20 protein-coding genes are annotated in these 25,727 nt (G+C 66.5%); 18 read left to right on the top strand and 2 right to left on the bottom strand.

What is annotated here, in order from left to right:
* Positions 1-68: 68 nt before the first annotated feature.
* The gene (locus tag OG394_RS31815) at positions 69-1,181 is read right to left on the bottom strand and encodes an acyltransferase family protein (RefSeq protein WP_328990862.1); all 1,113 of its coding nucleotides are present in this window, start codon (positions 1,179-1,181) and stop codon (positions 69-71) included.
* On the bottom strand, positions 1,178-2,407 hold the full coding sequence (locus tag OG394_RS31820; RefSeq protein WP_328990863.1) for an acyltransferase family protein: 1,230 nt from the start codon (positions 2,405-2,407) through the stop codon (positions 1,178-1,180). Before OG394_RS31820 ends, OG394_RS31815 begins: the two co-directional genes overlap by 4 nt.
* Before the next feature lie 320 nt (positions 2,408-2,727).
* Here OG394_RS31820 and OG394_RS31825 point away from each other — a divergent pair, with 320 nt between their 5' ends.
* From OG394_RS31825 to rpsG, 18 genes are all read left to right on the top strand, one after another.
* On the top strand, positions 2,728-3,675 hold the full coding sequence (locus tag OG394_RS31825; protein WP_328990864.1) for an ABC transporter ATP-binding protein: 948 nt from the start codon (positions 2,728-2,730) through the stop codon (positions 3,673-3,675).
* A complete protein-coding gene (locus tag OG394_RS31830; protein ID WP_328990865.1) occupies positions 3,672-4,445 on the top strand; it encodes an MlaE family ABC transporter permease in 774 nt (257 codons plus the stop codon). Before OG394_RS31825 ends, OG394_RS31830 begins: the two co-directional genes overlap by 4 nt.
* Before the next feature lies 1 nt (position 4,446).
* Positions 4,447-5,280, top strand: a complete 834-nt coding sequence (locus OG394_RS31835; protein WP_328990866.1) for an MlaE family ABC transporter permease — start codon at positions 4,447-4,449, stop codon at positions 5,278-5,280.
* A 3-nt stretch (positions 5,281-5,283) separates the two neighbouring features.
* Positions 5,284-6,594 carry an MCE family protein gene (locus OG394_RS31840; RefSeq protein ID WP_328990867.1) on the top strand — a complete coding sequence of 437 codons (1,311 nt, stop codon included), beginning with the start codon at positions 5,284-5,286 and terminating at the stop codon, positions 6,592-6,594.
* Positions 6,591-7,625, top strand: coding sequence for an MCE family protein (locus OG394_RS31845; protein WP_328990868.1), 1,035 nt, complete (start codon positions 6,591-6,593; stop codon positions 7,623-7,625). Before OG394_RS31840 ends, OG394_RS31845 begins: the two co-directional genes overlap by 4 nt.
* The gene (locus tag OG394_RS31850) at positions 7,622-8,632 is read left to right on the top strand and encodes an MCE family protein (protein WP_328990869.1); all 1,011 of its coding nucleotides are present in this window, start codon (positions 7,622-7,624) and stop codon (positions 8,630-8,632) included. Before OG394_RS31845 ends, OG394_RS31850 begins: the two co-directional genes overlap by 4 nt.
* A complete protein-coding gene (locus OG394_RS31855) occupies positions 8,629-9,822 on the top strand; it encodes an MCE family protein (protein ID WP_328990870.1) in 1,194 nt (397 codons plus the stop codon). Before OG394_RS31850 ends, OG394_RS31855 begins: the two co-directional genes overlap by 4 nt.
* Positions 9,819-11,069: an MCE family protein gene (locus tag OG394_RS31860; RefSeq protein WP_328990871.1), complete on the top strand. Its 1,251-nt coding sequence runs from the start codon at positions 9,819-9,821 to the stop codon at positions 11,067-11,069. The genes OG394_RS31855 and OG394_RS31860 overlap by 4 nt, the downstream gene beginning before the upstream one ends.
* Positions 11,066-12,352, top strand: a complete 1,287-nt coding sequence (locus OG394_RS31865; protein ID WP_328990872.1) for an MlaD family protein — start codon at positions 11,066-11,068, stop codon at positions 12,350-12,352. Before OG394_RS31860 ends, OG394_RS31865 begins: the two co-directional genes overlap by 4 nt.
* A 26-nt stretch (positions 12,353-12,378) precedes the next feature.
* Positions 12,379-13,005: a hypothetical protein gene (locus OG394_RS31870; protein WP_328990873.1), complete on the top strand. Its 627-nt coding sequence runs from the start codon at positions 12,379-12,381 to the stop codon at positions 13,003-13,005.
* Positions 13,005-13,826: a hypothetical protein gene (locus OG394_RS31875; RefSeq protein ID WP_328990874.1), complete on the top strand. Its 822-nt coding sequence runs from the start codon at positions 13,005-13,007 to the stop codon at positions 13,824-13,826. The genes OG394_RS31870 and OG394_RS31875 overlap by 1 nt, the downstream gene beginning before the upstream one ends.
* A 262-nt stretch (positions 13,827-14,088) precedes the next feature.
* Positions 14,089-17,571, top strand: coding sequence for a DNA-directed RNA polymerase subunit beta (gene rpoB, locus OG394_RS31880; RefSeq protein ID WP_328990875.1), 3,483 nt, complete (start codon positions 14,089-14,091; stop codon positions 17,569-17,571).
* A gap of 68 nt (positions 17,572-17,639) precedes the next feature.
* The gene (locus tag OG394_RS31885) at positions 17,640-21,500 is read left to right on the top strand and encodes a DNA-directed RNA polymerase subunit beta' (protein WP_328990876.1); all 3,861 of its coding nucleotides are present in this window, start codon (positions 17,640-17,642) and stop codon (positions 21,498-21,500) included.
* Positions 21,501-22,028: 528 nt separating this feature from the next.
* Positions 22,029-22,439 carry a DUF1801 domain-containing protein gene (locus OG394_RS31890; RefSeq protein WP_328990877.1) on the top strand — a complete coding sequence of 137 codons (411 nt, stop codon included), beginning with the start codon at positions 22,029-22,031 and terminating at the stop codon, positions 22,437-22,439.
* A gap of 30 nt (positions 22,440-22,469) precedes the next feature.
* Positions 22,470-23,783: a nuclear transport factor 2 family protein gene (locus OG394_RS31895; protein ID WP_328990878.1), complete on the top strand. Its 1,314-nt coding sequence runs from the start codon at positions 22,470-22,472 to the stop codon at positions 23,781-23,783.
* Positions 23,776-24,507: a maleylpyruvate isomerase family mycothiol-dependent enzyme gene (locus OG394_RS31900; RefSeq protein WP_328990879.1), complete on the top strand. Its 732-nt coding sequence runs from the start codon at positions 23,776-23,778 to the stop codon at positions 24,505-24,507. Before OG394_RS31895 ends, OG394_RS31900 begins: the two co-directional genes overlap by 8 nt.
* Before the next feature lie 316 nt (positions 24,508-24,823).
* Positions 24,824-25,198: a 30S ribosomal protein S12 gene (rpsL, locus tag OG394_RS31905; protein WP_012923692.1), complete on the top strand. Its 375-nt coding sequence runs from the start codon at positions 24,824-24,826 to the stop codon at positions 25,196-25,198.
* Positions 25,198-25,668, top strand: coding sequence for a 30S ribosomal protein S7 (rpsG, locus tag OG394_RS31910; RefSeq protein ID WP_328990880.1), 471 nt, complete (start codon positions 25,198-25,200; stop codon positions 25,666-25,668). The genes rpsL and rpsG overlap by 1 nt, the downstream gene beginning before the upstream one ends.
* The last annotated feature ends 59 nt before the right edge of the window (positions 25,669-25,727 follow it).

Raw genomic sequence — 25,727 nt, forward strand, 5'->3', positions numbered from 1 at the left:
CCGCTTCTTGCAGTACCGCGAAAGGGCGGGTCCGAGAGGACCCGCCCTTTCTGCATGCCTGAGCGAGGTCAGCGGTCGGGGTCGAAGCGGCGGGCGGTGGTCATGATGACGCTGCGGAGGGGCGATTCCAGGTAGCGGTGGGCGCCCTCGGCGATGAACAGGGTGATGCCGGTGATGGCCAGGACCATCAGGTAGGCGTAGATGTCGGTGCCGTGCGCCAGCCGTTCGCCCATGCCGTTCAGGACCGGCTTGTGGAAGACGAACCAGGCGAAGCCGAGCACGCCGAGGTGGACCATCACCCGGGTGGAGAGCAGGCGGGCCAGCCAGGAACGGCGGGAGACCGCGACCGTCAGGATGACCAGGGCGAACGGGATCGCCCAGACCAGTCCGTACGCCAGGAAGCGGCCGGTGCGCGCGGAGGAGTAGTCGGACGCGATGACGGCCACCACGAGCACGCTCGCCACCTGCAGCACGTTCGCCGTACGGGCCTTGACCGTGAAGCCACGAGCGACCGCGAAGGCAAGCGCCATCCCCATCACGAACACCGGGATCCACACCAGCGGATTGCGGAAGAACAACGTGTTCACGCGCTGCGAGTCCTCGTCCAGGCCGCCCATGGACCACACCACCGCGACGACCGCCGCCAACGTCACGAAGGCGCCGGTCAGCACCGTCACCACGCCGCGCAGGCCGTTGCGGTCGACGGTCGAGCGGACCATCGAGACCAGCACCGGGAACACGACGTACAGGCAGCACAGCAGGGCGATGACCCAGGCCTGTTCCTTGAAGATCTTCACGAGCCAGCCGTCCACGCCGTACGCGCTCTGCAGAATGAGCAGATAGAGCAGTACGACGGCCACCAGCGGCACGATCCGGGCGAACCGCGCCAGGTAGAACCGCCCGAGCCGCCGCAGGCCCGCTCGCGGGCTGAGCTGCGGGTAGTTGTAGGCCAGCACGAACCCCGAGAGCATCACGAACAACGGCAGCAACAGGAATTTCGACTCGGCCAGGTTGTCCAGCCGGCCGGGCACCGACGCGGGCAAACCGATGTTGTGCACCACCACGCAGAGCATCGCGAGGCCGCGCAGACCGGTCAGCGCGAGGATCTCCGCCCGCGGGTGGGACAGGGTGGCGCCGTTCTCGGCGGCGGTCAGGCCCTGCGGTTCGAGGGTGACGGTCACGACGAGGCTCCGGAAGATGAGGTCACTGGGACACGAGCAGGCTCGGGCGGGGGAGTGGAGCGCCGGCGGACCAGGCTCAGGATGGCCTTGCGGCACGGCACCTCGATGAAGCGGTGTGCGCCCTCACCGATCAGCAGGCACATGCCGAGGATGACCAGCACCATGAAGTACGGGTTGATACCGCCGAGCTCGACCAGGTTCTGACCGAGGCCGGGCAGGATCGGCCGATGCGTCAGGTAGAGCGCGTAACTGGCCGTTCCGAGCGAGACCATCACCCGTGTCGACAGGAACCGCGACAACAGCGCGCGGGGCTGCGCCGCCAGGGAGACGAGCAGTACGCCGAACGGCACGGTCCACATGGCGCCATAGAACATCGCGCGCATCAGACCGCCATCGCGCGGCAGCGACGACAACACCACCACGAACGCCACCACCACGAACTGCACCACGTTCGCAGTCCGGACGCGGAGCCGGATCCCGCGCATCAGCAGGAAGGCGAGCGAGATGCCGACGATGAAGTCGGGCAACCGGGTCAGCGGGTTCCGGTACAGCCAGCGGTGCGCGGAGTTGGGCTCCCGCGCGTGCAGGTCGGCCCAGCCGCGAGCGGCGAAGTAGCCCACCAGGATCAGCTGGACCGCCCACGCGGTGCCGATCACCAGCACCAGGCCGGCCGTGCGGTAGCGCCGGGCGACCATCGCGATCACCGGCACGATGAAGGGGAACATGCCGTACAGGAAGATCTCGACGCAGATCGACCAGCCAGGGGCGTTGTACGCCTGCTGGCCGACCAGCCAGTCACCCGACCAGGTCTGGATCGCCAGGACGTGCCGCCACAGCTCCTCCTGCGGGATGCCGCGGGCCGCGCGCACGAGCACCAGATAGAACAGCACCACCCAGTACAGCGGCATCACCCGCGCGACCCGGGCGATATAGAACCGCCAGAGCTTGGTGCCGTCCTTCGGGGTCAGGGTGGAGTAGTTCCAGGCGAGCACGAGACCGGACAGCATGAAGAACAGCGGGACACCGATATATCCGGCGTCGACCAGCTGTTTCAGCGGTTGCGGCGCCGAAGCGGGCAGCCGGATGTGGTGCAGCACGACGGCGATCGCCGCGATCGCGCGGATCCCGGTCAGAGCCAGGATCTCGCTGCGCGGATGCGGCAATGCGTCACCGTGCTGGGGGGAGGTCAGCCCCTGGGGCGGAAGCTGTTCGGTAGCTCGGTTCAACCACGTACCTGACCGCAGCACAGGTCCTCTTTCAGCTGTGTTCGTGTCTGCCAACAGACCGCTACTGCGGGTGACTCGCAGGACTGTACATGACCCGTCAGCGCGCCTGCCATCGGTTCTCAGGACCAGTTGGCAAGGTGGTACCCGCCTTCACTTATACATGCCGCTGTGACCGAAGTGTGACCCAGGGCTCCTATCGGTCCGCAAACAAGGGGTTACGCATCTAAGTGACTCGTGCGTAACCTAGGGCGGCGTCGCCTCGTTGCACTGATGAGCCATCGTCGGTCGGGGCTGTTCTGACGAGTCCGTGAGGAGGACCGGTGGGCGTAGAAGTGCGTGTCGAGGGCCTCACGAAGTCCTTCGGCAGCCAACTCATCTGGGGCGACGTCTCGCTGACGTTGCCGGCCGGAGAAATCTGCGTGATGCTCGGCCCTTCCGGAACCGGCAAGTCCGTATTCCTGAAGACGCTGATCGGTCTGCTCAAGCCCGACAAGGGCCATGTGCACATCGAGGGCACCGATATCGCCACCTGCTCCGAGCGCGAGCTGTACTCGATTCGCAAGCTGTTCGGGGTGCTGTTCCAGGACGGCGCGATGTTCGGCTCGATGAACCTGTACGACAACGTCGCCTTCCCGCTGCGTGAGCACACCAAGAAGTCCGAGTCCGAGGTCCGCTCCATCGTGATGGAGAAGATGGAGATGGTCGGCCTGGTCGGCTCGGAGCGGAAGCTGCCCGGCGAGATCTCCGGCGGGATGCGGAAGCGGGCCGGCCTGGCCCGCGCGCTGGTGCTGGAGCCCGAGATCCTGCTGTTCGACGAGCCCGACTCCGGTCTGGACCCGGTCCGGACGGCGTTCCTGAACCAGCTGATCATCGACCTGAACGAGATGACCCAGGCGACCTGCCTGATCGTCACCCACGACATCAACACCGCCCGGACCGTGCCGGACAACATCGGCCTGCTCTACCACCGGCACCTGGCCATGTTCGGCCCGCGGGAGATGCTGCTGTCCAGCGAGGAGCCGGTGGTCCGCCAGTTCCTGAACGCGCAGCGCATCGGCCCGATCGGCATGTCCGAGGAAAAGGACGCCGACGAGCTGGCCCGCGAGTCCGACCAGGAGCTGCCACCGCTGCCGCCGATCCCGCTGCAGCAGTTGCCGAGCAGTGGCGTGCTGCGCCCGTCGCAGCGCCCACCGGGCGAGTGGTGCCGGGATAACGGCGTCACCCCGCCACCTGGCTCCTTCGAAGGAGCGACGGTAGGTATCTCGTGACTGCCTCCGCCACGGCGCCCCTGAAGCACGCCGGCTCACTGTTCGCGTTCGCCCTGGACACCGGGCGGGCGTCGTTCCGGCGGCCCTTCCAGGTGAAGGAGTTCCTGCAGCAGGCGTGGTTCGTGGCGAGTGTGACGATCATCCCGACCGCCCTGGTCGCCATTCCGTTCGGCGCGGTGATCGCGCTGCAGGTCGGCGGTCTGATCAAGCAGTTCGGCGCCCAGGCGTTCACCGGTTCGGCCGCGGTGCTGGCCGTCGTCCGGGAGGCCTCGCCGATCGCGACGGCGCTGCTGATCGCGGGTGCGGGTGGTTCGGCGATCTGCGCGGATCTCGGCGCGCGCAAGATCCGCGAGGAGCTCGACGCGATGATGGTGCTGGGCATCGACCCGATCCAGCGCCTGGTGGTGCCGCGAGTGCTCGCCACCATGCTGGTCGCGTTCTTCCTGAACGGGTTCGTCAGCGTGGTCGGCGTGATGGGCGGGTACGTCTTCAACGTCGTGCTGCAGGACGGCACCCCTGGCAGCTATATCGCCTCGTTCACCGCGCTCGCGCATCTGCCCGACTTGTGGCAGGGCCAGGTCAAGGCGCTCGTCTTCGGGTTCATCGCGGCCGTGGTCGCGTCGTACAAGGGGATGAACGCGGGTGGCGGGCCGAAGGGCGTCGGCGACGCGGTGAACCAGTCCGTCGTCATCACCTTCATGCTGCTGTTCGTCGCGAACTTCGCGATGACGGCGATCTACTTCCAGCTCGTTCCGCCGAAGGGGGCCTGAGATGGCCACCACCCTCGTCGACGTACTGGTGAAGAAGCCGCTCAACTCGCTGGACCGGTTGGGCGAGCAACTCGCGTTCTATATCAAGGCGCTGGCCTGGTCGGGCAAGTCGATCCGGCGCTACCGCCGCGAGATCCTCCGGCTGCTGGCCGAGGTCACGCTCGGCACCGGCGCTCTCGCGGTGATCGGTGGCACCGTCGGCGTGATCACCTTCCTGGCCTTCTTCACCGGCACGGAGGTGGGCCTGCAGGGCTATTCCGCGCTGAACCAGATCGGTACGTCGGCGTTCGCCGGCTTCGTCTCGGCGTACATCAACACCCGGGAGATCTCGCCGCTGATCGCGGGTATCGCGCTCGCGGCCACGGTCGGCTGCGGTTTCACCGCCCAGCTCGGCGCGATGCGGATCAGCGAGGAGATCGACGCGCTCGAGGTGATGGCGATCCCGTCGCTGCCGTTCCTGGTCACCACCCGGATCATCGCCGGCCTGATCGCGATCATCCCGCTGTACGTCGTTGGCCTGTTGTCGTCGTATTTTGCGACCAGGCTGACGGTGACGACTTTCTATGGGCAGAGTACGGGCACGTATGACCATTATTTCCACTTGTTCTTACCACCGGGCGACGTGTTGTGGTCGTTCGGTAAGGTGCTGGTCTTCGCGGTGCTCGTCATCCTCGTGCACTGCTACCACGGGTACCACGCGAGCGGCGGCCCCGCGGGCGTCGGTGTCGCGGTCGGGCGTGCGGTCCGGACGTCGATCGTGGTCATCAACGTCGTCGACCTGCTGCTCTCGATGGCCATCTGGGGTACGACGACCACAGTCCGGCTGGCGGGGTGAGCGATGACTAGACGTGTGCTCGGAACCGCCTTCATCGGGCTGGTCTGTTTCCTGGTCTGGCTGACGTATGCCTTCTACGGCAAGGTCTTCACCGACACGGTGAACGTCCGGCTGGAGACCAGTCACATCGGCCTCCAGCTGAACAAGCACGCCGACGTGAAGTTGCGCGGCATCATCGTCGGCGAGGTCCGCAACGTCTCCACCAACGGTCAGGTCGCGACCATCGACCTCGCGCTGAAACCGGACTCGGTCTCGATGATCTCGTCCGATGTCAGCGCCCGGATCCTGCCGAAGACGTTGTTCGGCGAGAAGTTCGTCTCGCTGGTGCCGCCGTCAGGTGCGCGTGGCCGGGCGATCAAGGCCGGTGACGTGATCTCGCGGGACAAGACGGCCGTCGGTATCGAGATCGAGAAGGTTCTGAACGACGCCCTGCCGCTGCTGCAGGCGGTCGACCCGGCCGATCTGAACGCGACGCTGAACGCACTGGCCACCGCGCTGGAGGGCCGTGGCGAGCAGCTCGGCGGCACCCTGACCCAACTCGACGGCTACCTGAAGAAGCTCAACCCGAACCTGCCGAACCTGATCAAGGCCCTCAACAGCCTGACGAAAGTCGCCGGGGTCTACGAGGATGCGACACCCGACATCGTGAACTTCCTGCGCAACATCACCATCACCGGCAACACCGTGGTGGAGAAGGAGAAACAGCTCCAGCTGTTCTTCACCGACGTACAGAACGTGTCGACCGCCGCGAACACCCTGCTGAAGGAGAACGAGGACCGGGTGATCCGCCTCGGCCAGGTCAGCCGCCCGGTGCTGGACCTGCTCGAGCGGTACTCCCCGGAGTTCCCCTGCTTCCTGCGGGTGATGACCGACACCGCCCCGATCCTGAACGACACGTTCCGCGACGGCGCGCTGAACATCAACCTCGAGGTCATCACCAACCAGCCCACGCCGTACGAGCCGGACGAGCGCCCGGTGTACGCCGATCGCCGCGGCCCGACGTGTGTCGGCAGGAACTACAGTCACCCCGGCGCGAAGCCCGGCCCGTACACGCAGGAGAACCCCGCGCCGTACATCACCGGCGAGGACGGGGTGAAGGGCGATCACCACAAGACGTCCCCGTTCCCGGTGCCGCTGACGCTGAACCGCACGGCGCCCGGGTTCGAGCTGGACACGGTGGGCGGCGCCGATGAGCGGCAGCTGATCAACTCCGTGGTCGGCCCGGCGATGGGACGGCCCGCGGACGACGTACCGGATCTGGCGACCTACCTGTTCGGGCCGTTGGCCAGAGGAGGGCAGGTGAACCTCAAATGAGTTTCGTGGACAAGAAGACCTCATTCGACGTCGTCCGGTTGTCGATCTTCGTGGTGGTCACGACGATCGCGACGGCCCTGCTGGCGGTGACGATCGGCAACATCAGCTTCACCGACACCACTCGGTACAAGGCCGTCTTCACCGACGTGACCGGGCTGAGCAAGGGCGACGACATCCGCATCGCCGGCGTCCGGGTCGGCCAGGTGAACAAGATCGACCTGCACCAGGACGAGTTGGCCCTGGTGACGTTCACGGTCGACTCCACCCAGGTCGTGTCGAATACGACCAGGGCGACGATGCGCTACCGCAACCTCGTCGGTAACCGGTACATCGCGCTCACCGAGGGCGAGGGCCCGGGCACCAAGCTGAAGAAGGACGACGTCATCGACGTCAACCACACCGCGCCCGCGCTCGACCTGTCGGTGCTGTTCAACGGCTTCAAGCCCTTGTTCACCGCGCTCACGCCGGCCGATGTGAACCAGTTCGCCTTCGAGGTGATCAAGGTCCTGCAGGGTGAGGGCGGCACGATCGAGAGCCTGCTCGCCCGGACGGCCTCGCTGACCACCACGCTGGCCGACAAGGACGAAGTGATCGGCAGCCTGATCACCAATCTGACGTCGACCCTGCAGATCGTCTCGCAGCGCCAGGCGAACTTCTCCGCTCTGCTGGTCAACCTGCAGCAGTTCATCTCGGGGCTCAGTCAGGACGTCACCCCGATCCTGAACTCGCTCGGCTCGATCAACAGCCTGAACACCAAGACCGCCGACCTGCTCCGGCAGACTCGCGTGCCGCTGAAGGCCGATCTGGACGAGCTGCGCACGGTCGCGACGACGCTGGGCGACAGCGAGGACATCTGGGTGAAGACGCTGCAGTACATGCCGACCAAGCTCGAGAAGATGACCCGCACCGCGACGTACGGCTCCTGGTTCAACTTCTATCTGTGCGGCTTCGACGGCAACGTCGTGCTGCCCACCGGGACCCGCGTCCCGGTCAGCCATGACGTCAACAGCGCGAGGTGTCAGACCCAATGAGACCTTTCCGCGAACAGAACCAGGTGACCATCGGGGTGGTCGGCCTGACCGTGCTCGGGCTGATCATGCTGGCCGCGTTCAAGGCGCAGGACCTGCCGCTGATCGGTGGCGGTCTGAAGTACTCCGCGCAGCTCAGCGAGGCCGGCGGCGTCCGGGCGAACGACGAGATCCGGATCGCCGGGGTGCGCGTCGGCCAGGTCCGCAAGGTCGAGCTCGACGGCAGTCACGTGCGCGTCGACTTCGTGGTGGACCGGGGCGTGAAACTCGGTGACCAGACCGGTGCCGAGGTCAAACTGAAGACCCTGCTCGGCCAGAAGTACATCAAGCTCCTGCCCAAGGGCGAGGGCGAGCTGAAGGAGGGCTCGGAGATCCCGCTCGAGCGGACCATCTCGGCGTACGACGTGGTCGACGCCTTCTCGGACCTGGCGGACACCACCGACCGGATCGACACCGCGCAGCTGGCGAAGGCCCTGGACACGTTGTCGACCACCTTCGCGAACACGCCGGAGGAGGTCCGCGCCTCGCTCACCGGGTTGTCGCGGCTGTCCAAGAACGTCGCCGCCCGGGATGCCCAGCTGAAGTTGTTGCTGCAGCACTCCAACGTGGTGACGAAGGTGCTGGCCGATCGGAACAAGGAGCTCATCACGCTGCTCCGCGATGGCAACAAGGTCTTCCAGGCGGTCCAAGCCCGGCGTGCCCTGATCCATCAGCTGCTGGTCTCGACCCAGGCCCTGTCCGCCCAGATCACCGCGCTGGTCCGGGAGAACCGCGAGGACCTCGCGCCGACCCTGCAGAAGGTGAACGGCGTGCTCGCCACCCTGCTCAAAAACCAGGCGAGTCTCGACGCCAGCCTCAAGGGTCTGGCGCCGTTCGTCCGGGTCTTCACCAACACGCTCGGCACCGGGCCGTGGTTCGACACCTACGTCCAGAACGTGGTGCCCGTGCCAGAGATCCCGCTGCCGCCGATTACGCTGCCGAGCCTGCCGGCGGGAGGTGCGCCGCGATGATCAAGGTCAGCAAGCTCTCCCGGCTGGTCGCCATCGCCGTCGTGGTCGCGATCCTCGCCGTCAGCATCGTGACGCTGTGGCCCGAGCCCAAGCGGGTAGCCGTCTCGGCGTACTTCCCGCGCACGGTCAGCATCTACCCCGGCTCGGACGTCCGCATCCTCGGTATCAAGGTCGGCGAGGTGGAGAGCATCACTCCGGCCGGCCGGAGTGTCCGGGTGAAGTTCTGGTGGGACGCGAAGCACAAGGTGCCCAAGGACGCGAAGGCCGTCATCGCGGCGCCGTCGATCGTGGCCGACCGCTATGTGCAGCTCACCCCGGTCTACACCAAGGGCGAGATGATGGGCGACGGGGCCGAGATCCCGCTGGACCGGACCGCCGTACCGCTCGAGCTGGACCAGATCTACCAGAGCCTGAACGATCTGTCCGTGGCGCTCGGGCCCAAGGGCGCGAACGACCAGGGCGCCTTGTCGCGACTGCTCGATATCTCCGCGAAGAACCTGAACGGCCAGGGCGCCAAGCTGAACCAGACCATCGGTGACTTCGCCATCTTGTCGCAGACGCTGGCGGGCAACTCGAAGAGCCTGTTCACCACGATCCGGCAGCTGCAGACGTTCGTCTCGGCCCTCGCGGCGAACGATCAGCTGGTCCGGCAGTTCAACGCCAACTTCGCGACGGTCTCGACCACGCTCGCGGGTGAGCGCAAGGACCTCAGCCTGGCCCTGTCGACGCTGGCCATCGCGCTCGGCGAGGTGACCACCTTCGTGCAGGACAACCGGACGCTGGTGAAGTCGACCGTGTCCCAGGCGACGGCGCTGTCGCAGATCCTGGTGAAGGAGAAGGCGGCCATCGCCGAGGTGCTCGACACCGCGCCACTCGGGCTCGGCAACCTGGCCCGGATCTACAACCCGCAGTACGGCACGCTCGACCAGCGGATGAACATCGCCCAGCTGGACGACCCGGCGCAGTTCATCTGCGCGCTGCTGCTGCAGGCCAACCAGCCGTTGTCGACCTGCTCGGCGATGAAGGGTGTGCTCGACCTGCTGCACAAACTGCCCTTGCTGAGCGGCGCGAGTGGGGCCGGCCCGGCCGGTACGCCGCTCGCCCCCGCCCCCACGCCGGCGGAGGCCGAATTGCCCAGCCCGGACCCGATCGACAAGACGCTCGGCGGCATCATCGGGGGTGCGCGATGAGGTTCACCCGATCTCACCGTCGTACGACGATGCTCGCGGGCGTGGTCGCCCTGGCCACGTTGCTGTCCGGCTGTGACTTCAGCGTCTACTCCCTGCCGTTGCCGGGTGGCGCGAAGATCAAGGGTCCGTCGTACACGGTCGTAGCGGAGTTCTCCGACGTGCTGGACCTGGTGCCGAAGTCGACGGTCAAGGTGGACGACGTCACCGTCGGCACGGTCGAGAAGGTCTGGCTGACGGGTTACGTCGCCAAGGTCCAGCTGAAGCTGCCGAAGAACGTCGAGCTGCCGGACAACGCGCGCGCGACCATTCGGCAGACCAGCCTGCTGGGCGAGAAGTTCGTCTCGCTGGCACCGCCGACCGGCGCCGAACAACCGCGCGGCACGCTGACGAACGGCGAGATCATCCCGCTCAGCCGGACCACCAGCAACGTCGAGGTGGAACAGGTTCTCGCGGCCCTCTCGCTGCTGCTGAACGGTGGTGGCGTGGCCCAGCTGCAGATCATCACCCAGGAGCTGAACAAGGCCCTCACCGGTAACGAGCCGGCCATCCGCAGTGTGCTCACGCAGCTCAACACCTTCGTCGGCACGCTGGACCAGGGCAAACAGAACATCGTCAACGCGATCACCGCGCTGGACGCCCTGGCGAAGAAGCTGAACGCCCAGAAGACCACCCTGGCGACGGCGATCGACTCGCTGCCGAAGTCGATCGCGACCCTGGACAAGCAGCGCGCGGCCCTGGTGAAGACGCTGCAGGCGCTCGCGACTCTCGGCAACACCGCGACCCGGGTGATCGTGTCCTCCCAGAAGGACCTCGTCGCGAACCTGAAGTCCCTCTACCCGATCCTGTTCCAGCTCGCGAAGGCCGGGGAGAACCTGCCGAAGGCGATGGAGCTGATGTTCACGTATCCCTTCCCGGACAGCGCGGCCAACGCCGTTCGGGGTGACTTCACCAACCTGAACATCACGCTCGACGTCGACACCCAGAAGGCGCTCAAAGGCCTGCTCGGGCTGAACCTGCCGACGGTCGCGCCGTCGATCATCCCGACGGTGACGATCAGCCTGCCGGGTATCCCGACCAAGGTGCCGTCCGGGCTGCCGTCCGGTGGCGTGCCGACGCTGACAGCGCCTCCCGGGGCGCCGACGACCTGCGTCACGATGCTCGGCCTGCCGGTCTGTTCGCCGAAGCTGGGCCGGGGCAATCTCGATCCGGAACTCGCGAAGATGATGATGCCGGGGGTGACCGGATGATCACCCGCAAGACCAGGCTCCAGCTGATGGTGTTCCTCCTGATCACCGTCTTCGGTGTCGCCTTCGTGGGCGCGAAGTACGCCCGGGTGGACCGGTTGTTCTTCGACGACACCTTCACCGTGACCGCGAGCTTCGCCGAGTCCGGCGGTATCTTCACCGGCGCCGAGGTGACCTATCGCGGGATGCCCGTCGGCCGCGTCGGCAAACTGAAGCTCGAGCCGGACGGCGTGCTGGTCACGCTGGACATCGACAAGGGCACGCTGGTGCCGCGCGATACCAGGGCCGTGATCGCCAACCGGTCCGCGATCGGCGAGCAGTACGTCGATCTGCAACCCCGGTCGGACGGTACGCCGTACCTCAAGGACAAGACGGTGATCGAGCGCAAGGACACCGTGCTGCCGATCTCCACCACCGAGCTGCTGCTCAACCTGGACCAGCTGGTGAACTCGGTCGACCGCGACAGCCTGCGGACGACCGTCAAGGAGCTCGGCACCGCGCTGCGCGGCAAGGGCGGCGACCTGCAGCAGATCATCGACAGCCAGGGTGTGCTGATCGACGTGGCCGACGCGAACATCGCCCAGACGATCAAGCTGATCAACGACGGCAACATCGTGCTCGCCACCCAGGTCGCCACCGGGGATCACCTGAAGACCTGGGCGAAGAACCTCGCTCTGCTCAGCCAGACCCTGGTCACGTCGGACGCGGAGCTGCGCGCCGTGATCGACAACGGTTCGGCCGCGACCCGGCAACTCACCGCGCTGATCACCGAGAACAAGGCCGATATCGCGGTCCTGCTCGGTAACCTGCTGACGATGAGCGAGTTGACCGCGGTCCGGCTGGACGCCGTCGAACAGCTGCTGGTGGTCTACCCGGCGGTCACGATGGGTGGGTACGTCGTGCCCGGGAGGGACCGGGGGACCGGGCATTTCGACGCCCACTTCGGCCTCGTGCTCGGGTCCGACCCGGCCGCCTGCCGGGCCGGCTACGGGACCACCAACAAGCGCGTTCCGCAGGACACCAAGGACATTCCGGCCAACGTGAAGGCGAAGTGCTCGGCCTCGTCGAGCTCCGGCGTGAACGTGCGCGGCGCCCAGAACAAACCGAACCCGTCCTCCCGCGCGCTGAACCGGACCGGCGTCGGCCTGCTCGCGGATCCGCAGACGGGTGAGACCGGTGGCGTCGCGGGTGTGCCGGAGTTCGTGATCGGCTCGACCGGCGGCCAGCAGCGCCTGCTCGGTAAGGACGGCTGGAAAGCGATGATGCTCGGACCGGTAACCCAGTGACCTCTAGCGACACCACACCTCCTCCCGTGGAGAAATCCTCGGCCGCCGACCCAACCACGGGCGGTACGACGTCGGCCGGTACGACGTCCGGCGGCGCGACGTCGGGCGGCTCGCGGTTGGACCGCTTGAGGCTGGGTGGCTTCAGGTTGGGTGGCGGTGCGGCCGGCGGGGATCGGCGGTTGCCGGTGCTGGCTTGGGCGCTGAGCGTGCTGCTGGTGGTTGCCCTCGCGGGGCTCGTGGTGGCGGTGGTCGCGTTGCGGCAGCAGGACACCCGCAACGACCGCCGGCTGACCGTGATGCAGTCGGCACGCCAGATTACGCACGACTTCACGACGTACAAGTACGACACCTGGGACGCGGACGCCCAGCGGGTGATCGACGGGTCCACCGGCCAGTTCAAACAGGAGTTCTCCAATGCGGCCGGCTCGCTCAAGACCACGGTGGTCAGCGGCAAGGTGACCTCGACCGGTGAGGTATTGGAGGCCGCCGTGCAGTCAGTCGATACCGACTCGGCCCAGATCCTGGTGGTCGCCGACGCCGTCGTGAACAACGCGGGGCAGGACGGCGCCAAGCGGCGGCACTACCGGATCAAGTTGGAGATGGTCCGCGAGGGCGATCGCTGGCTGGTCGCAGACCTGCAGGCGGTGGGCTGATGCCCGAAGAGCGCCGTAACCCGCGCCGCCGGATCGCCGGCCAGCGCCGTACGTCGGACCGCCGCGAGCCCCTCCCCGACGAGACGACCTCCGATGAAGCGACCTCGGACGAAACGGCCGTTGACGAGACGGCCGCGGACGAGACGACGGTCGAGATCGCGGAGGAGACGCCAGACGCCGAGACCGAGATCGCTGAGGCCGGTGACAAGGTCAAAGCCGGCCGGACGACGCTGGACGAGACCGACTTACCCGACGAGACCGACGTGCCCGCTGAGGCCGACGTACCTGATGAGGGTGCGGACGGTGATGACGCCGGTACGACCGATGAGGTCGCGCGGCGGGGCGGGGCGCGGTTGATGGCGGGGGTGCTGGGCGTTCTGGTGGTGCTGACGCTGACCGCGGCTGTCGTCCTGGGGGAGCGGGCGTGGCGCGGGCATCAGGCCGAGGAGGCCCGGTCGGAGGCCTCGACGGCGGCGCGACGGGCGGCCGAGCTGGTGCTCTCCTACGACTACCGAACGCTGACGAAGGACTTCGAAGCGTCGCGGGCAACGCTGACGCCCGAGTTCGCGGCGGACTTCGACCAGACCACGAAGGTCGTCGCCCAGCAGGCCACCAAGGTCAAGGCGACCGTTCGCGCCGAGGTGCGGGAGGTCGGCGTACGGGATGGTGACGCGGACCGGGTCACCCTGCTCGTCTTCGTCAACCAGACCACCACGAGCACCATCACCCAGAACAAACCACGGGTCGACCTGAACCGGGCCCGATTCACGATGGTACGAATCGGTGGTCAATGGCTGGTCCGATCGATCGAGCCCCTGTAGTCTCTGGGGTGTTCAAGAGGGGATCTGATCAGGCGACTCGCGGGTGACCGCACCTCGCTCGAGAACTTGGTGAGATCCTTGACGGAATGGTGGGCGACAGGCATCATGTTGCGCCCATTGGACAGTCTTGCCCAGATCGGGTAACCTAACTCTTTGCGCTGCCTTCACCTTTCCCCTGGTTCGGCACAAAACTTGACTAGGGCGGTTTGGCGTGCGCTCCCCAGCACCAGATTGAGTCTGCGAGCCCGTGGAAGGACGCCCCTTGGTCGCCTCGCGCAACCCCCAGTCCGACAGCATCACCGACGTTTCCGGCTCCCGCCGCATCTCCTTCGCAAAGATCGCCGAACCTCTCGAGGTTCCGGATCTGCTTGCGCTGCAGGTGGACAGTTTCGACTGGCTGGTCGGAAATGAAACCTGGCAGGCCCGGGTGGCCGCCGCCGAGGCGGAGGGTCGAACCGACCTCTCCTCCCCGTCCGGCCTGGAGGAGATCTTCGAGGAGATCTCCCCGATCGAGGACTTCAGCGGCACCATGTCGCTGTCTTTCCGCGACCACCGGTTCGAGCCGCCGAAGAACACGGTCGACGAGTGCAAGGAGCGTGACGTCACCTATTCGGCGCCGCTCTTCGTCACGGCCGAGTTCATGAACAACGAGACCGGCGAGATCAAGAGCCAGACCGTCTTCATGGGCGATTTCCCCCTGATGACCAAGAAGGGCACCTTCGTCATCAACGGCACCGAGCGTGTCGTTGTGTCGCAGCTGGTCCGGTCCCCGGGTGTGTACTTCGAGCGGAACCCCGACAAGACGTCGGACAAGGACATCTTCACGGCCAAGATCATCCCGTCGCGCGGTGCGTGGCTGGAGTTCGAGGTCGACAAGCGTGACCTGGTCGGTGTCCGTCTGGACCGCAAGCGCAAGCAGAACGTCACCGTGCTGCTCAAGGCGCTCGGCTGGACCGACGCGCAGATCCTCGAGGAATTCGGGGAGTACGAGTCGATTCGCCTGACCCTGGAGAAGGACCACACCTCCGGCCAGGACGACGCGCTGCTGGACATCTACCGCAAGCTGCGCCCGGGCGAACCGCCCACGCGTGAGGCTGCGCAGGCGCTGCTGGACAACTACTACTTCAACGGCAAGCGCTACGACCTCGCGAAGGTCGGCCGGTACAAGATCAACAAGAAGCTCGGCCGCGACGAGGCCCACGACACCGCGGTGCTGACGATCGACGACATCGTGTCGACGATCAAGTACCTGGTGGCGCTGCACGAGGGCAAGACCGAGCTGGACGCGCCGCAGGGCGAGATCGTCGTCGAAGAGGACGACATCGACCACTTCGGTAACCGCCGTCTGCGCACCGTCGGCGAGCTGATCCAGAACCAGCTCCGCACCGGCCTGGCCCGGATGGAGCGGGTCGTCCGCGAGCGGATGACGACTCAGGACGTCGAGGCGATCACGCCGCAGACCCTGATCAACATCCGCCCGGTGGTCGCGGCGCTGAAGGAGTTCTTCGGAACGTCACAGCTGTCGCAGTTCATGGACCAGACCAACCCCATCGCGGGTCTGACCCACAAGCGCCGTCTGTCGGCGCTTGGTCCCGGTGGTCTGTCCCGTGAGCGGGCCGGCTTCGAGGTTCGTGACGTGCACCCGTCGCACTACGGCCGGATGTGCCCGATCGAGACCCCCGAAGGCCCGAACATCGGTCTGATCGGCTCGCTCGCCGCGTATGGCCGGGTGAACCCGTTCGGCTTCGTCGAGACGCCGTACCGCAAGGTGGTGGACGGCGTTGTCACGACGCAGGTCGACTACCTGACGGCCGACGAGGAAGACCGCTTCATCAAGGCACAGGCGAACTCGCCGCTGACCGATGACGCCCGCTTCGCCGAAGAGCGTGTGCTGGCCCGTCGCCGTCACGGTGAGGTCGAGCTCGTGCTCGCCGAGGACGTCGACTACATGGACGTCTCGCCGCGCCAGATGGTGTCGGTCGCGACGGCGATGATCCCGTTCCTCGAGCACGACGACGCCAACCGCGCCCTGATGGGCTCCAACATGCAGCGCCAGGCCGTTCCGCTGATCACCGCGGACGCTCCCCTGGTCGGTACCGGCATGGAGTACCGCGGTGCGGTCGACGCCGGTGACGTGCTGGTGTCGGAGAAGGGCGGTGTGATCAAGGAGGTCTCGGCCGATCTGATCGAGGTCGCCGCCGACGACGGCACGTACCAGACCTACCGGCTGGCGAAGTTCCGTCGGTCGAACCAGGGCACCTGCATCAACCAGCGCCCGCTGGTCGACGCGGGGCAGCGGGTCGAGGTCGGCACGCCGCTGGCCGACGGTCCCTGCACCGACGAGGGGGAGATGGCCCTCGGCCGGAACCTGCTCGTCGCGTTCATGCCGTGGGAGGGTCACAACTACGAGGACGCGATCATCCTCAGCCAGCGCGTCGTACAGCAGGACCTGCTGACCTCGATTCACATCGAGGAGCACGAGGTCGACGCTCGCGACACCAAGCTGGGCCCCGAGGAGATCACCCGCGACATCCCCAACGTCTCCGACGAGATGCTGGCGGACCTGGACGAGCGGGGCATCATCCGGATCGGCGCCGAGGTCACCACCGGTGACATCCTCGTCGGCAAGGTCACGCCCAAGGGCGAGACCGAGCTCACCCCGGAGGAGCGCCTGCTGCGCGCCATCTTCGGTGAGAAGGCGCGCGAGGTTCGCGACACGTCGCTGAAGGTGCCGCACGGTGAGAACGGAACCGTGATCGGGGTCCGCGTCTTCGACCGCGACAACGGCGACGAGCTGCCCCCGGGCGTCAACCAGCTGGTCCGCGTCTACGTGGCCCAGAAGCGCAAGATCTCCGTCGGCGACAAGCTCGCCGGACGCCACGGCAACAAGGGCGTCATCTCGAAGATCCTGCCGGTCGAGGACATGCCGTTCATGGAGGACGGCACCCAGGTCGACATCATCCTGAACCCGCTGGGCGTGCCCGGCCGGATGAACGTCGGTCAGGTGCTCGAGACCCACCTCGGCTGGGTTGCCAGCCGCGGTTGGAAGGTCGACCCGGAGAACAAGGAAGAGTGGGCTCAGCGACTCATCAAGATCGGCGCCGGCGAAGCCGCACCGTTCACGAACGTCGCCACCCCGGTCTTCGACGGCGCGAAGGAGGAGGAGGTCACCGGCCTGCTCGGCTCCACGCTGCCGAACCGCGACGGCGACCGAATGGTCGACGGCACCGGTAAGGCGCGCCTGTTCGATGGTCGCTCCGGCGAGCCGTTCCCGGCTCCGGTCGGCGTCGGCTACATGTACATGCTGAAGCTGCACCACCTGGTGGACGACAAGATTCACGCCCGCTCCACCGGTCCGTACTCGATGATCACGCAGCAGCCGCTGGGTGGTAAGGCGCAGTTCGGTGGTCAGCGCTTCGGTGAGATGGAGGTGTGGGCCCTTGAGGCCTACGGTGCCGCCTTCGCACTGCAGGAGCTGCTCACCATCAAGTCGGACGATGTGGTCGGTCGCGTCAAGGTCTACGAAGCGATCGTCAAGGGCGAGAACATTCCGGAGCCGGGTATTCCCGAGTCCTTCAAGGTTCTCGTCAAGGAAATGCAGTCCCTGTGTCTGAATGTCGAGGTCCTCTCGTCCGACGGTAGTCGGGTCGAGATGCGCGACAGCGAAGAGGACGTCTTCCGCGCTGCGGAGGAACTGGGCATTGACCTGTCCCGGCGTGAGCCGAACAGCGTCGAGGAGGTCTGAGCGGGTTGCCGCTTGAGATCAACAGCCAACTCACTCAGACCCTTATTACAAGCGGGAGATAACACATCGTGCTCGACGTGAACTTCTTCGACGAGCTTCGGATCGGCCTGGCCACCGCGGACGAGATCCGCCAGTGGTCGCACGGTGAGGTCAAGAAGCCCGAGACGATCAACTACCGGACGCTCAAGCCCGAGCGTGACGGTCTGTTCTGCGAGAAGATCTTCGGTCCCACCCGGGACTGGGAGTGCTACTGCGGTAAGTACAAGCGTGTTCGCTTCAAGGGCATCATCTGCGAGCGGTGTGGCGTCGAGGTCACCCGTTCCAAGGTGCGCCGCGAGCGGATGGGCCACATCGAGCTGGCCGCGCCGGTCACCCACATCTGGTACTTCAAGGGTGTTCCGTCGCGACTCGGCTACCTGCTCGACCTCGCCCCGAAGGACCTCGAGAAGGTCATCTACTTCGCGGCGTACATGATCACGGACGTCGACGAGGACGCGCGTCACCGCGACCTGTCCTCGCTCGAGGGCCGGACCGATGTCGAGCGCAAGCAGCTCGAGGGCAAGCGCGACAACGACATCGAAGCCCGGATGAAGAAGCTCGAGGAGGACCTGGCCCAGCTCGAGGCCGAGGGCGCCAAGAGCGATGTCCGGCGCAAGGTCAAGGAAGGCGCCGAGCGCGAGGTCAAGCAGCTGCGTGACCGCGCCCAGCGGGAGATCGACCGCCTCGACGAGGTCTGGACCAGGTTCAAGAACCTGAAGGTCCAGGACCTTGAGGGTGACGAGATCCTCTACCGCTCCATGAAGGAGCGGTTCGGCAAGTACTTCGAGGGTGCGATGGGCGCCGCCGCCATTCAGCGTCGGCTGCAGACCTTCGACCTCGTCGCCGAGGCCGCGAACCTGCGCGAGACGATCAAGACCGGTAAGGGCCAGCGCAAGACCCGCGCCCTGAAGCGGCTCAAGGTCGTCACCGCGTTCCTCGCCACCAACAACAGCCCGATGGGCATGGTGCTCGACTGCGTTCCGGTGATCCCGCCGGACCTGCGGCCGATGGTTCAGCTCGACGGTGGCCGGTTCGCCACCTCCGACCTGAACGACCTGTACCGCCGGGTGATCAACCGGAACAACCGGCTCAAGCGTCTGCTCGACCTGGGCGCGCCGGAGATCATCGTCAACAACGAGAAGCGGATGCTGCAGGAGGCCGTCGACGCACTGTTCGACAACGGCCGCCGTGGCCGGCCGGTGACCGGACCGGGTAACCGCCCGCTCAAGTCGCTGTCCGACATGCTCAAGGGCAAGCAGGGTCGTTTCCGTCAGAACCTGCTGGGCAAGCGCGTCGACTACTCGGGCCGTTCGGTCATCGTGGTCGGCCCGCAGCTGAAGCTGCACCAGTGTGGTCTGCCGAAGACGATGGCGCTCGAGCTGTTCAAGCCGTTCGTGATGAAGCGGCTGGTCGACCTCAACCACGCGCAGAACATCAAGTCCGCCAAGCGGATGGTCGAGCGTCAGCGCGCCCAGGTCTGGGACGTGCTGGAAGAGGTCATCACCGAACACCCCGTGCTGCTGAACCGTGCGCCTACGCTGCACCGGCTCGGTATCCAGGCGTTCGAGCCGCAGCTGATCGAGGGCAAGGCGATCCAGATCCATCCGCTCGTCTGCTCGGCGTTCAACGCCGACTTCGACGGTGACCAGATGGCGGTGCACCTGCCGCTGTCGGCCGAGGCCCAGGCCGAGGCGCGGATCCTGATGCTGTCGACGAACAACATCCTGAAGCCGGCCGACGGCCGTCCGGTCACGATGCCGACGCAGGACATGATCATCGGCATCTACTTCCTGACGATGCTCAAGGAAGGCGAGAAGGGCGAGGGCCGTGCCTTCGGCTCGGTCGCCGAGGCGCTGATGGCGTTCGACAAGGGCGAGCTGGCGCTGCAGAGCAAGATCACGCTGCGGACCAGCGGTGCCGGTGCGCCCGAGGGTGCGGCGGAGCTGCCGGACGGCCGCTTCCAGATCGACACCACGCTGGGCCGCGCGCTGTTCAACGAGGCCCTGCCGGCGGACTACACGTTCGTCGACACCGAGGTGGGCAAGAAGCAGCTCGGTGTGATCGTCAACGATCTCGCCGAGCGGTACTCGAAGGTCCAGGTGGCGTTCTGCCTGGACGCGTTGAAGGATCTCGGTTTCCGCTGGGCCACCCGGTCCGGTGTCACCGTGTCGATCAACGACTTCAGCACCCCGCCGAGCAAGCCCGAGATCATGGCCCGCTACGAGGCCCAGGCCGAGAAGGTCCAGAAGCAGTTCGAGCGTGGTCTGATCACCACGTCCGAGCGGCGTCAGGAACTGATCGAGATCTGGACCGGGGCCAACGCCGAGGTCGGTAAGGCGATGGAGGAGAACTTCGTCAAGACCAACCCGATCTGGATGATGGTCCACTCCGGTGCTCGTGGAAACATGATGCAGGTCCGTCAGATCGCCGGTATGCGTGGTCTGGTGGCCAACCCGAAGGGCGAGATCATCGCCCGGCCGATCAAGGCGAACTTCCGCGAGGGTCTGTCCGTCGTCGAGTACTTCATCGCGACGCACGGCGCCCGGAAGGGTCTGGCGGACACCGCGCTGCGGACCGCCGACTCGGGTTACCTGACCCGTCGTCTGGTCGACGTGTCGCAGGACGTCATCATCCGCGAGGAGGACTGCGGCACCGAGCGCGGTCTGCCGAAGCAGATCGGTGAGCCCGGTCCGGACGGCAAGGTCGTGCACGCCGAGAACGTCGAGACCAGCGCGTATGCACGCACCCTGGCCACCGACGTGACCGACGCCAAGGGCAAGGTCGTCCTGGCCGCCGGTAGCGACCTGGGCGACGTGTCGATCGCGGCGCTGGTGGCCGCGGGGGTCGAGGTCGTGAAGGTCCGCTCCGTGCTGACCTGTGACGCCAAGACCGGTACCTGCGCGAAGTGCTACGGCCGTTCGCTGGCGACCGGCAAGACCGTCGACATCGGCGAGGCCGTCGGCATCATCGCGGCCCAGTCGATCGGTGAGCCGGGTACTCAGCTCACCATGCGTACCTTCCACACGGGCGGTGTCGCGGGTGATGACATCACCCACGGTCTGCCCCGCGTGGTCGAGCTGTTCGAGGCCCGTCAGCCCAAGGGCAAGGCGCCGATCGCCGAGGCGGCCGGCCGGATCTCGATCGAGGACACCGAGAAGACCCGGAAGCTGGTGCTCACCCCGGACGACGGTTCCGAGGAGGTCAGCTACCCGGTCTCCAAGCGTGGCCGTTTGCTGATCGAAGAGGGTCAGCACGTCGAGGTCGGTCAGCAGCTCACGCACGGTACGCCGGATCCGCAGGAAGTTCTGCGCATCCTGGGTGTCCGCAAGGCGCAGGAGCACCTGGTGGACGAGGTCCAGGAGGTCTACCGCTCGCAGGGTGTGGCCATCCACGACAAGCACATCGAGATCATCGTCCGGCAGATGCTGCGCCGGGTCACGGTGATCGAGTCCGGCGAGGCGAACCTGCTGCCGGGTGAGCTGGCGGACCGCCTGCTGTTCGAGGCGGAGAACCGTCGCGTCGTGGCCGAGGGCGGCACCCCCGCTTCCGGTCGCCCGGTCCTGATGGGTATCACCAAGGCGTCGCTCGCGACCGAGTCGTGGCTGTCGGCCGCCTCCTTCCAGGAGACGACCCGCGTCCTCACCGAGGCCGCGATCCACGGCAAGTCGGACTCCCTGGTGGGCCTCAAGGAGAACGTCATCATCGGAAAGCTCATCCCGGCGGGTACCGGCATGGACCGGTACCGCAACATCCGGGTCGAGCCGACCGAAGAGGCGAAGGCCGCGATGTACTCGATGGTCGGATACGAGTCGTACGACTACGACTTCGGTCCGAGCTCGGGTCAGTCGGTCCCGCTCGACGACTTCGACCTCGGCTCCTACCGGAACTGAGCACAAGTCCAACCCTCAGGGGCGGTACCCGCACAACGCGGGTGCCGCCCCTGCGGCATTCCACTCGTCGCAAAGGATCGGGCGTCGGGGTGCCTCCTTGTGTCGCGCGTGCAAGCGCAACAAGGCGCTTCGCGGGAGACCCGGCTCCTCTGTCGCGTCAGCGGGTCGCCGCTTTCCAGTCCCCGCCCTTCCTCCTGCCACGAGTGGTCGGGTTATGACGCGTCCACTCGCGGGGTTCAGATGTGACCACTCGCGGACAGAAGGAAGGGGCCCCAAGGCCTCGGCGCACCCCTCGCCGCTCGCCGCGTCACCCCGCTCAGTCGGCCGGAGGCGCCGTACACGGTGGACGCCGTACGCGGTGGATTCTCCACCTCGCAACCCCCGCAGGCTGATTTGTGGATAACCCCGCCGCGGGGTGCCTCCTTGCGTCCCGCGTGTGCAAACGCAACAAGGCACTTCGCGGGAGGGATATCCACAGATCCTTCGTGTGGGGTGGGCGGAGGGGTGTGGGGGAGTGATGATGGCGGCATGGCTGAGAACAAGACGACGCGGAACGACGGGAATGTCGAGGACTTCCTCGCCGGGGTGCCGGAACCGCGGCAGTCCGATGCGCGTGAGGTGTGCGCGCTGATGGCCGAGGTGACCGGGGAGCCGGCCGCGATGTGGGGTACGGCGATCATCGGATTCGGGCAGCGTCATCTGCGCTACGCGAGTGGTCGCGAGCTGGACATCTTCGAGGTCGGGTTCTCGCCACGGAAGGCCGCGACGACGCTCTACCTCGACAAAGAATTCGAGCAGTACGACGAGTTGCTGGCCCGCCTCGGACCGCATTCGACGAGCGTCTCCTGCCTTTACGTGAAGCGGCTCGCCGACGTCGATCGGGAGGTGCTCACGGAACTCGTACGGCGTTCGGTGGGACACGCGCGGGCCGATTGCTGAACTGTCGGTGGCGTAGGCGAAGATGACGCCATGACGGAGACCCCGGCCTACCTGCGACCGTTCGTACTGACGGGATCCGAAGCGGGCGAGGCCGAGGTCGAGCGCGTCGGCGAGGTCGATGTCTACCGTCCTGCCGAGCCAGGTCGCCGACCTGCCGTGCTGTTCGTGCACGGTGGGCCAGGACCCTTTGATCTCAACGTGTTTCCGCGCGACTGGCCGTTGTTCGAGGGCTATGCGTCAGCTATCGCTGAGCGGGGCCTGGTGGGCGCTGTCGTCGATCATTCGCTCGTCCTGGGCATGGACCGGCTGGCCACCGCCTCGGACCAGGTGGAGGCCGCTGTCGGCCAACTACGCGCAGACGAACAGGTCGACCCCGAGCGGATCCTGCTGTGGTTCTTCTCGGGCGGCGGTCTACTCGCGGGAGAGTGGCTCGACAGCCGGCCAGAGTGGCTGCGCGGGATCGCCCTCAGCTACCCGATGCTCGATGGTCCCGCCGATCTGATCTCTGCGACCGAGGTCGTCGGCAACCACCCGGACCTGCCGATTCTGCTGACCCGCGTCGGGCACGAGCAGGAGGCTGCCGCGACCTCCGTACAGGCTTTTGTCGAGGCCGCCGGTGGCACGTCCGCGCTGCGCATCGTCGACGTGCCGGATGGCCGCCACGGCTTCGACGTACTCGATCACACCGAACAGTCCCGGTCCGCCATTCGTGAGGCGCTCGACTGGGCCGCCAAGATTCTTCTGCCCGACGCTCCTGGTTCCGCCGCCAGAGCCCGTTCCACTCGTTCCACGACTCCTAGGAAATCCTCGGTGACAACACCAGCGCAGACCTCCAGTGACCAGCTGAAGACCACTATTCCCGCGCCGGCGGCCGCGACCACTCGCGTCAACCCCAAGCCCCCGGCCGTCGTACCAGCAGTAGAAGCCGTTGCACCCGCAGTAGAAGCCGTCGTACAGGCAGTAGAGGCTGAGGACGTGCCCGCGCTGCCGCCGTTGCCGGCCGTGCCGGTGCTGGCGGACAGCCCGGCGGCACGGGTGATCGCCCGCCAGCTGTCGGCATTCCTCGCGCACGATCTCGAGGCCTTTCTCTCACTCTACTCACCGACCGCCCGCGTCTTCCTGGCCGACGGCAAAGAGGCGTCGGGCCGGCGGGCGCTCCGCGAGTACTACGGGCCCCTGGTCGAGTCCGGTACCGCCTGGATCGAGGTGGAGACGCGCCTGACCGAGGGGGAGTGGGTCGTCGACCAGCAGGTGCTGCATGGCGCGAGCGCCCAGCCGATCCGCTCGATCGTCGTGCATCGCGTGCAGAACAAGGCCATCACGGAGGTCCGCCACCTTGCCTGAGCCCGATCTGGACTATCCCGAGCTGCTCGCCGGGGCCGTGCGCGACATGGCCGCGGCCCTCGCGCTGGCCGATCCCGACGCGCCGGTGCCGTCCTGTCCGGGCTGGACCGTGGTGGACCTGGCCGAGCACATCGTCTCGGTCCACCAATGGGCCACGAAGATCGTCAGCACCGGTGAGTTCCAGCGCCCACTGGACGTACGACGTACCGGCTTGCTCTCCGACTGGTACGCCGAAACCGGGCAAGCCCTCGTCAGCACGATGCGGGCCGCCCGTCCGGAGGCGCCCTGCTGGAATTTCGCCCCAGTGCCACAGGTGGCGGGCTTCTGGCCCCGGCGGCAGCTGCACGAGACCACCATCCACACGGTCGACGTGCTGCAGACGGCGGGCCGTCCGCCGGCGATCGAGGCGCGAGTGGCGGCCGACGGGGTGGACGAGGCCTTCCGGGTGTTCCTGCCGCGGATGCTGGTGCGGGGCTTCCCGCCCGCCGTGACCGAGCCGGTGACCGTGGTGAGCACGGACACCGATGACGTCTGGACGCTCACCCCCGTGGACGGCCAGGCGCCGCGGGTGGATGCGAGCCGTGGCGAGGCGTTGGCGACGATCTCGGCACCGGCCCGGGATCTCTATCTGGCCTTGTGGAAGCGGGCTTCTTTCGACTCGCTCGCCATCGCGGGAGACGCTCAGGTGGCGGCCGGCTTCCTCACTGGTCGGATCACGCCGTAGGTCCGGTACACTGGCCCGGACGGCTGCATGAACGACGTCCACACGATCTTTCCGAGCAGTGCTGACACCGGCTTAATGGTGCGAGCGGGGCTCTGTTTTGACCGTGCTGGGGGCAGCCGCTAGTCTTAACGATCGTGCCTGGGCTATCCCGGGCCGTCATGCGTGCCCCTCGTCTAAGGGACAGTGCGCGTGGCTCGGACTTCTCGCCGAAAGCCAAGATTACGGCTCAAGTGAGGGACTGTGCCATCGCGACACACCCGACCGCGGGGGTCAGGCGCGCAGAATCCGAACCGGACGACAGAAAGAGAACCACGCGGTGCCCACCATCCAGCAGTTGGTCCGCAAGGGCCGCCAGGACAAGGTGTCGAAGAACAAGACGCCGGCTCTGAAGGGTTCTCCTCAGCGTCGCGGTGTGTGCACGCGCGTCTACACGACGACCCCGAAGAAGCCCAACTCCGCCCTGCGCAAGGTCGCTCGAGTCCGCCTCACCAGCGGCATCGAGGTCACCGCGTATATCCCGGGCGTAGGCCACAACCTGCAGGAGCACTCGATCGTGCTCGTGCGTGGTGGTCGTGTTAAGGACCTTCCGGGTGTCCGGTACAAGATCATCCGCGGCTCCCTCGACACCCAGGGTGTCAAGAACCGCAAGCAGGCTCGCAGCCGTTACGGCGCGAAGAAGGAGAAGAGCTAATGCCCCGTAAGGGACCCGCTCCGAAGCGCCTGGTCATCATCGACCCGGTCTACAACTCGCCGCTCGTCACCAAGCTGATCTCCAAGATCCTGGTCGACGGCAAGAAGCAGATCGCGCAGAACATCGTCTACAGCGCGCTCGAGGGCACCCGTGCGAAGACCGGTACCGACCCGGTCATCACGCTGAAGCGTGCGCTCGACAACGTGAAGCCGAGCATCGAGGTGAAGAGCCGCCGTGTTGGTGGTGCCACCTACCAGGTGCCGATCGAGGTCAAGGCCGACCGGTCGACCACACTCGCGCTGCGCTGGCTCACCTCGTACTCCCGTGCTCGCCGCGAGAAGACGATGTCCGAGCGCTTGATGAACGAGATCCTGGACGCCTCCAACGGTCTGGGTGCTTCGGTCAAGCGTCGCGAGGACACGCACAAGATGGCCGAAGCCAACAAGGCGTTCGCCCACTACCGCTGGTGAGTCGGGGCCGGACACCCGGCCCCAGCCGAACCCCTTTTTTGCACCACAGAAGCGAGAGG

It is taken from the genome of Kribbella sp. NBC_01245, from assembly GCF_036226525.1.
Taxonomy (GTDB): domain Bacteria; phylum Actinomycetota; class Actinomycetes; order Propionibacteriales; family Kribbellaceae; genus Kribbella.

Bases quoted from the DNA above. Each gene is read 5' to 3' on its own strand.
- OG394_RS31835 (WP_328990866.1), top strand. From the start codon at position 4,447: ATGGCCACCACCCTCGTCGACGTACTGGTGAAGAAGCCGCTCAACTCG.
- OG394_RS31840 (WP_328990867.1), top strand. From the start codon at position 5,284: ATGACTAGACGTGTGCTCGGAACCGCCTTCATCGGGCTGGTCTGTTTC.
- OG394_RS31845 (WP_328990868.1), top strand. From the start codon at position 6,591: ATGAGTTTCGTGGACAAGAAGACCTCATTCGACGTCGTCCGGTTGTCG.
- OG394_RS31850 (WP_328990869.1), top strand. From the start codon at position 7,622: ATGAGACCTTTCCGCGAACAGAACCAGGTGACCATCGGGGTGGTCGGC.
- OG394_RS31855 (WP_328990870.1), top strand. From the start codon at position 8,629: ATGATCAAGGTCAGCAAGCTCTCCCGGCTGGTCGCCATCGCCGTCGTG.
- OG394_RS31860 (WP_328990871.1), top strand. From the start codon at position 9,819: ATGAGGTTCACCCGATCTCACCGTCGTACGACGATGCTCGCGGGCGTG.
- OG394_RS31865 (WP_328990872.1), top strand. From the start codon at position 11,066: ATGATCACCCGCAAGACCAGGCTCCAGCTGATGGTGTTCCTCCTGATC.
- OG394_RS31875 (WP_328990874.1), top strand. From the start codon at position 13,005: ATGCCCGAAGAGCGCCGTAACCCGCGCCGCCGGATCGCCGGCCAGCGC.
- OG394_RS31890 (WP_328990877.1), top strand. From the start codon at position 22,029: ATGGCTGAGAACAAGACGACGCGGAACGACGGGAATGTCGAGGACTTC.
- OG394_RS31895 (WP_328990878.1), top strand. From the start codon at position 22,470: ATGACGGAGACCCCGGCCTACCTGCGACCGTTCGTACTGACGGGATCC.
- rpsG (WP_328990880.1), top strand. From the start codon at position 25,198: ATGCCCCGTAAGGGACCCGCTCCGAAGCGCCTGGTCATCATCGACCCG.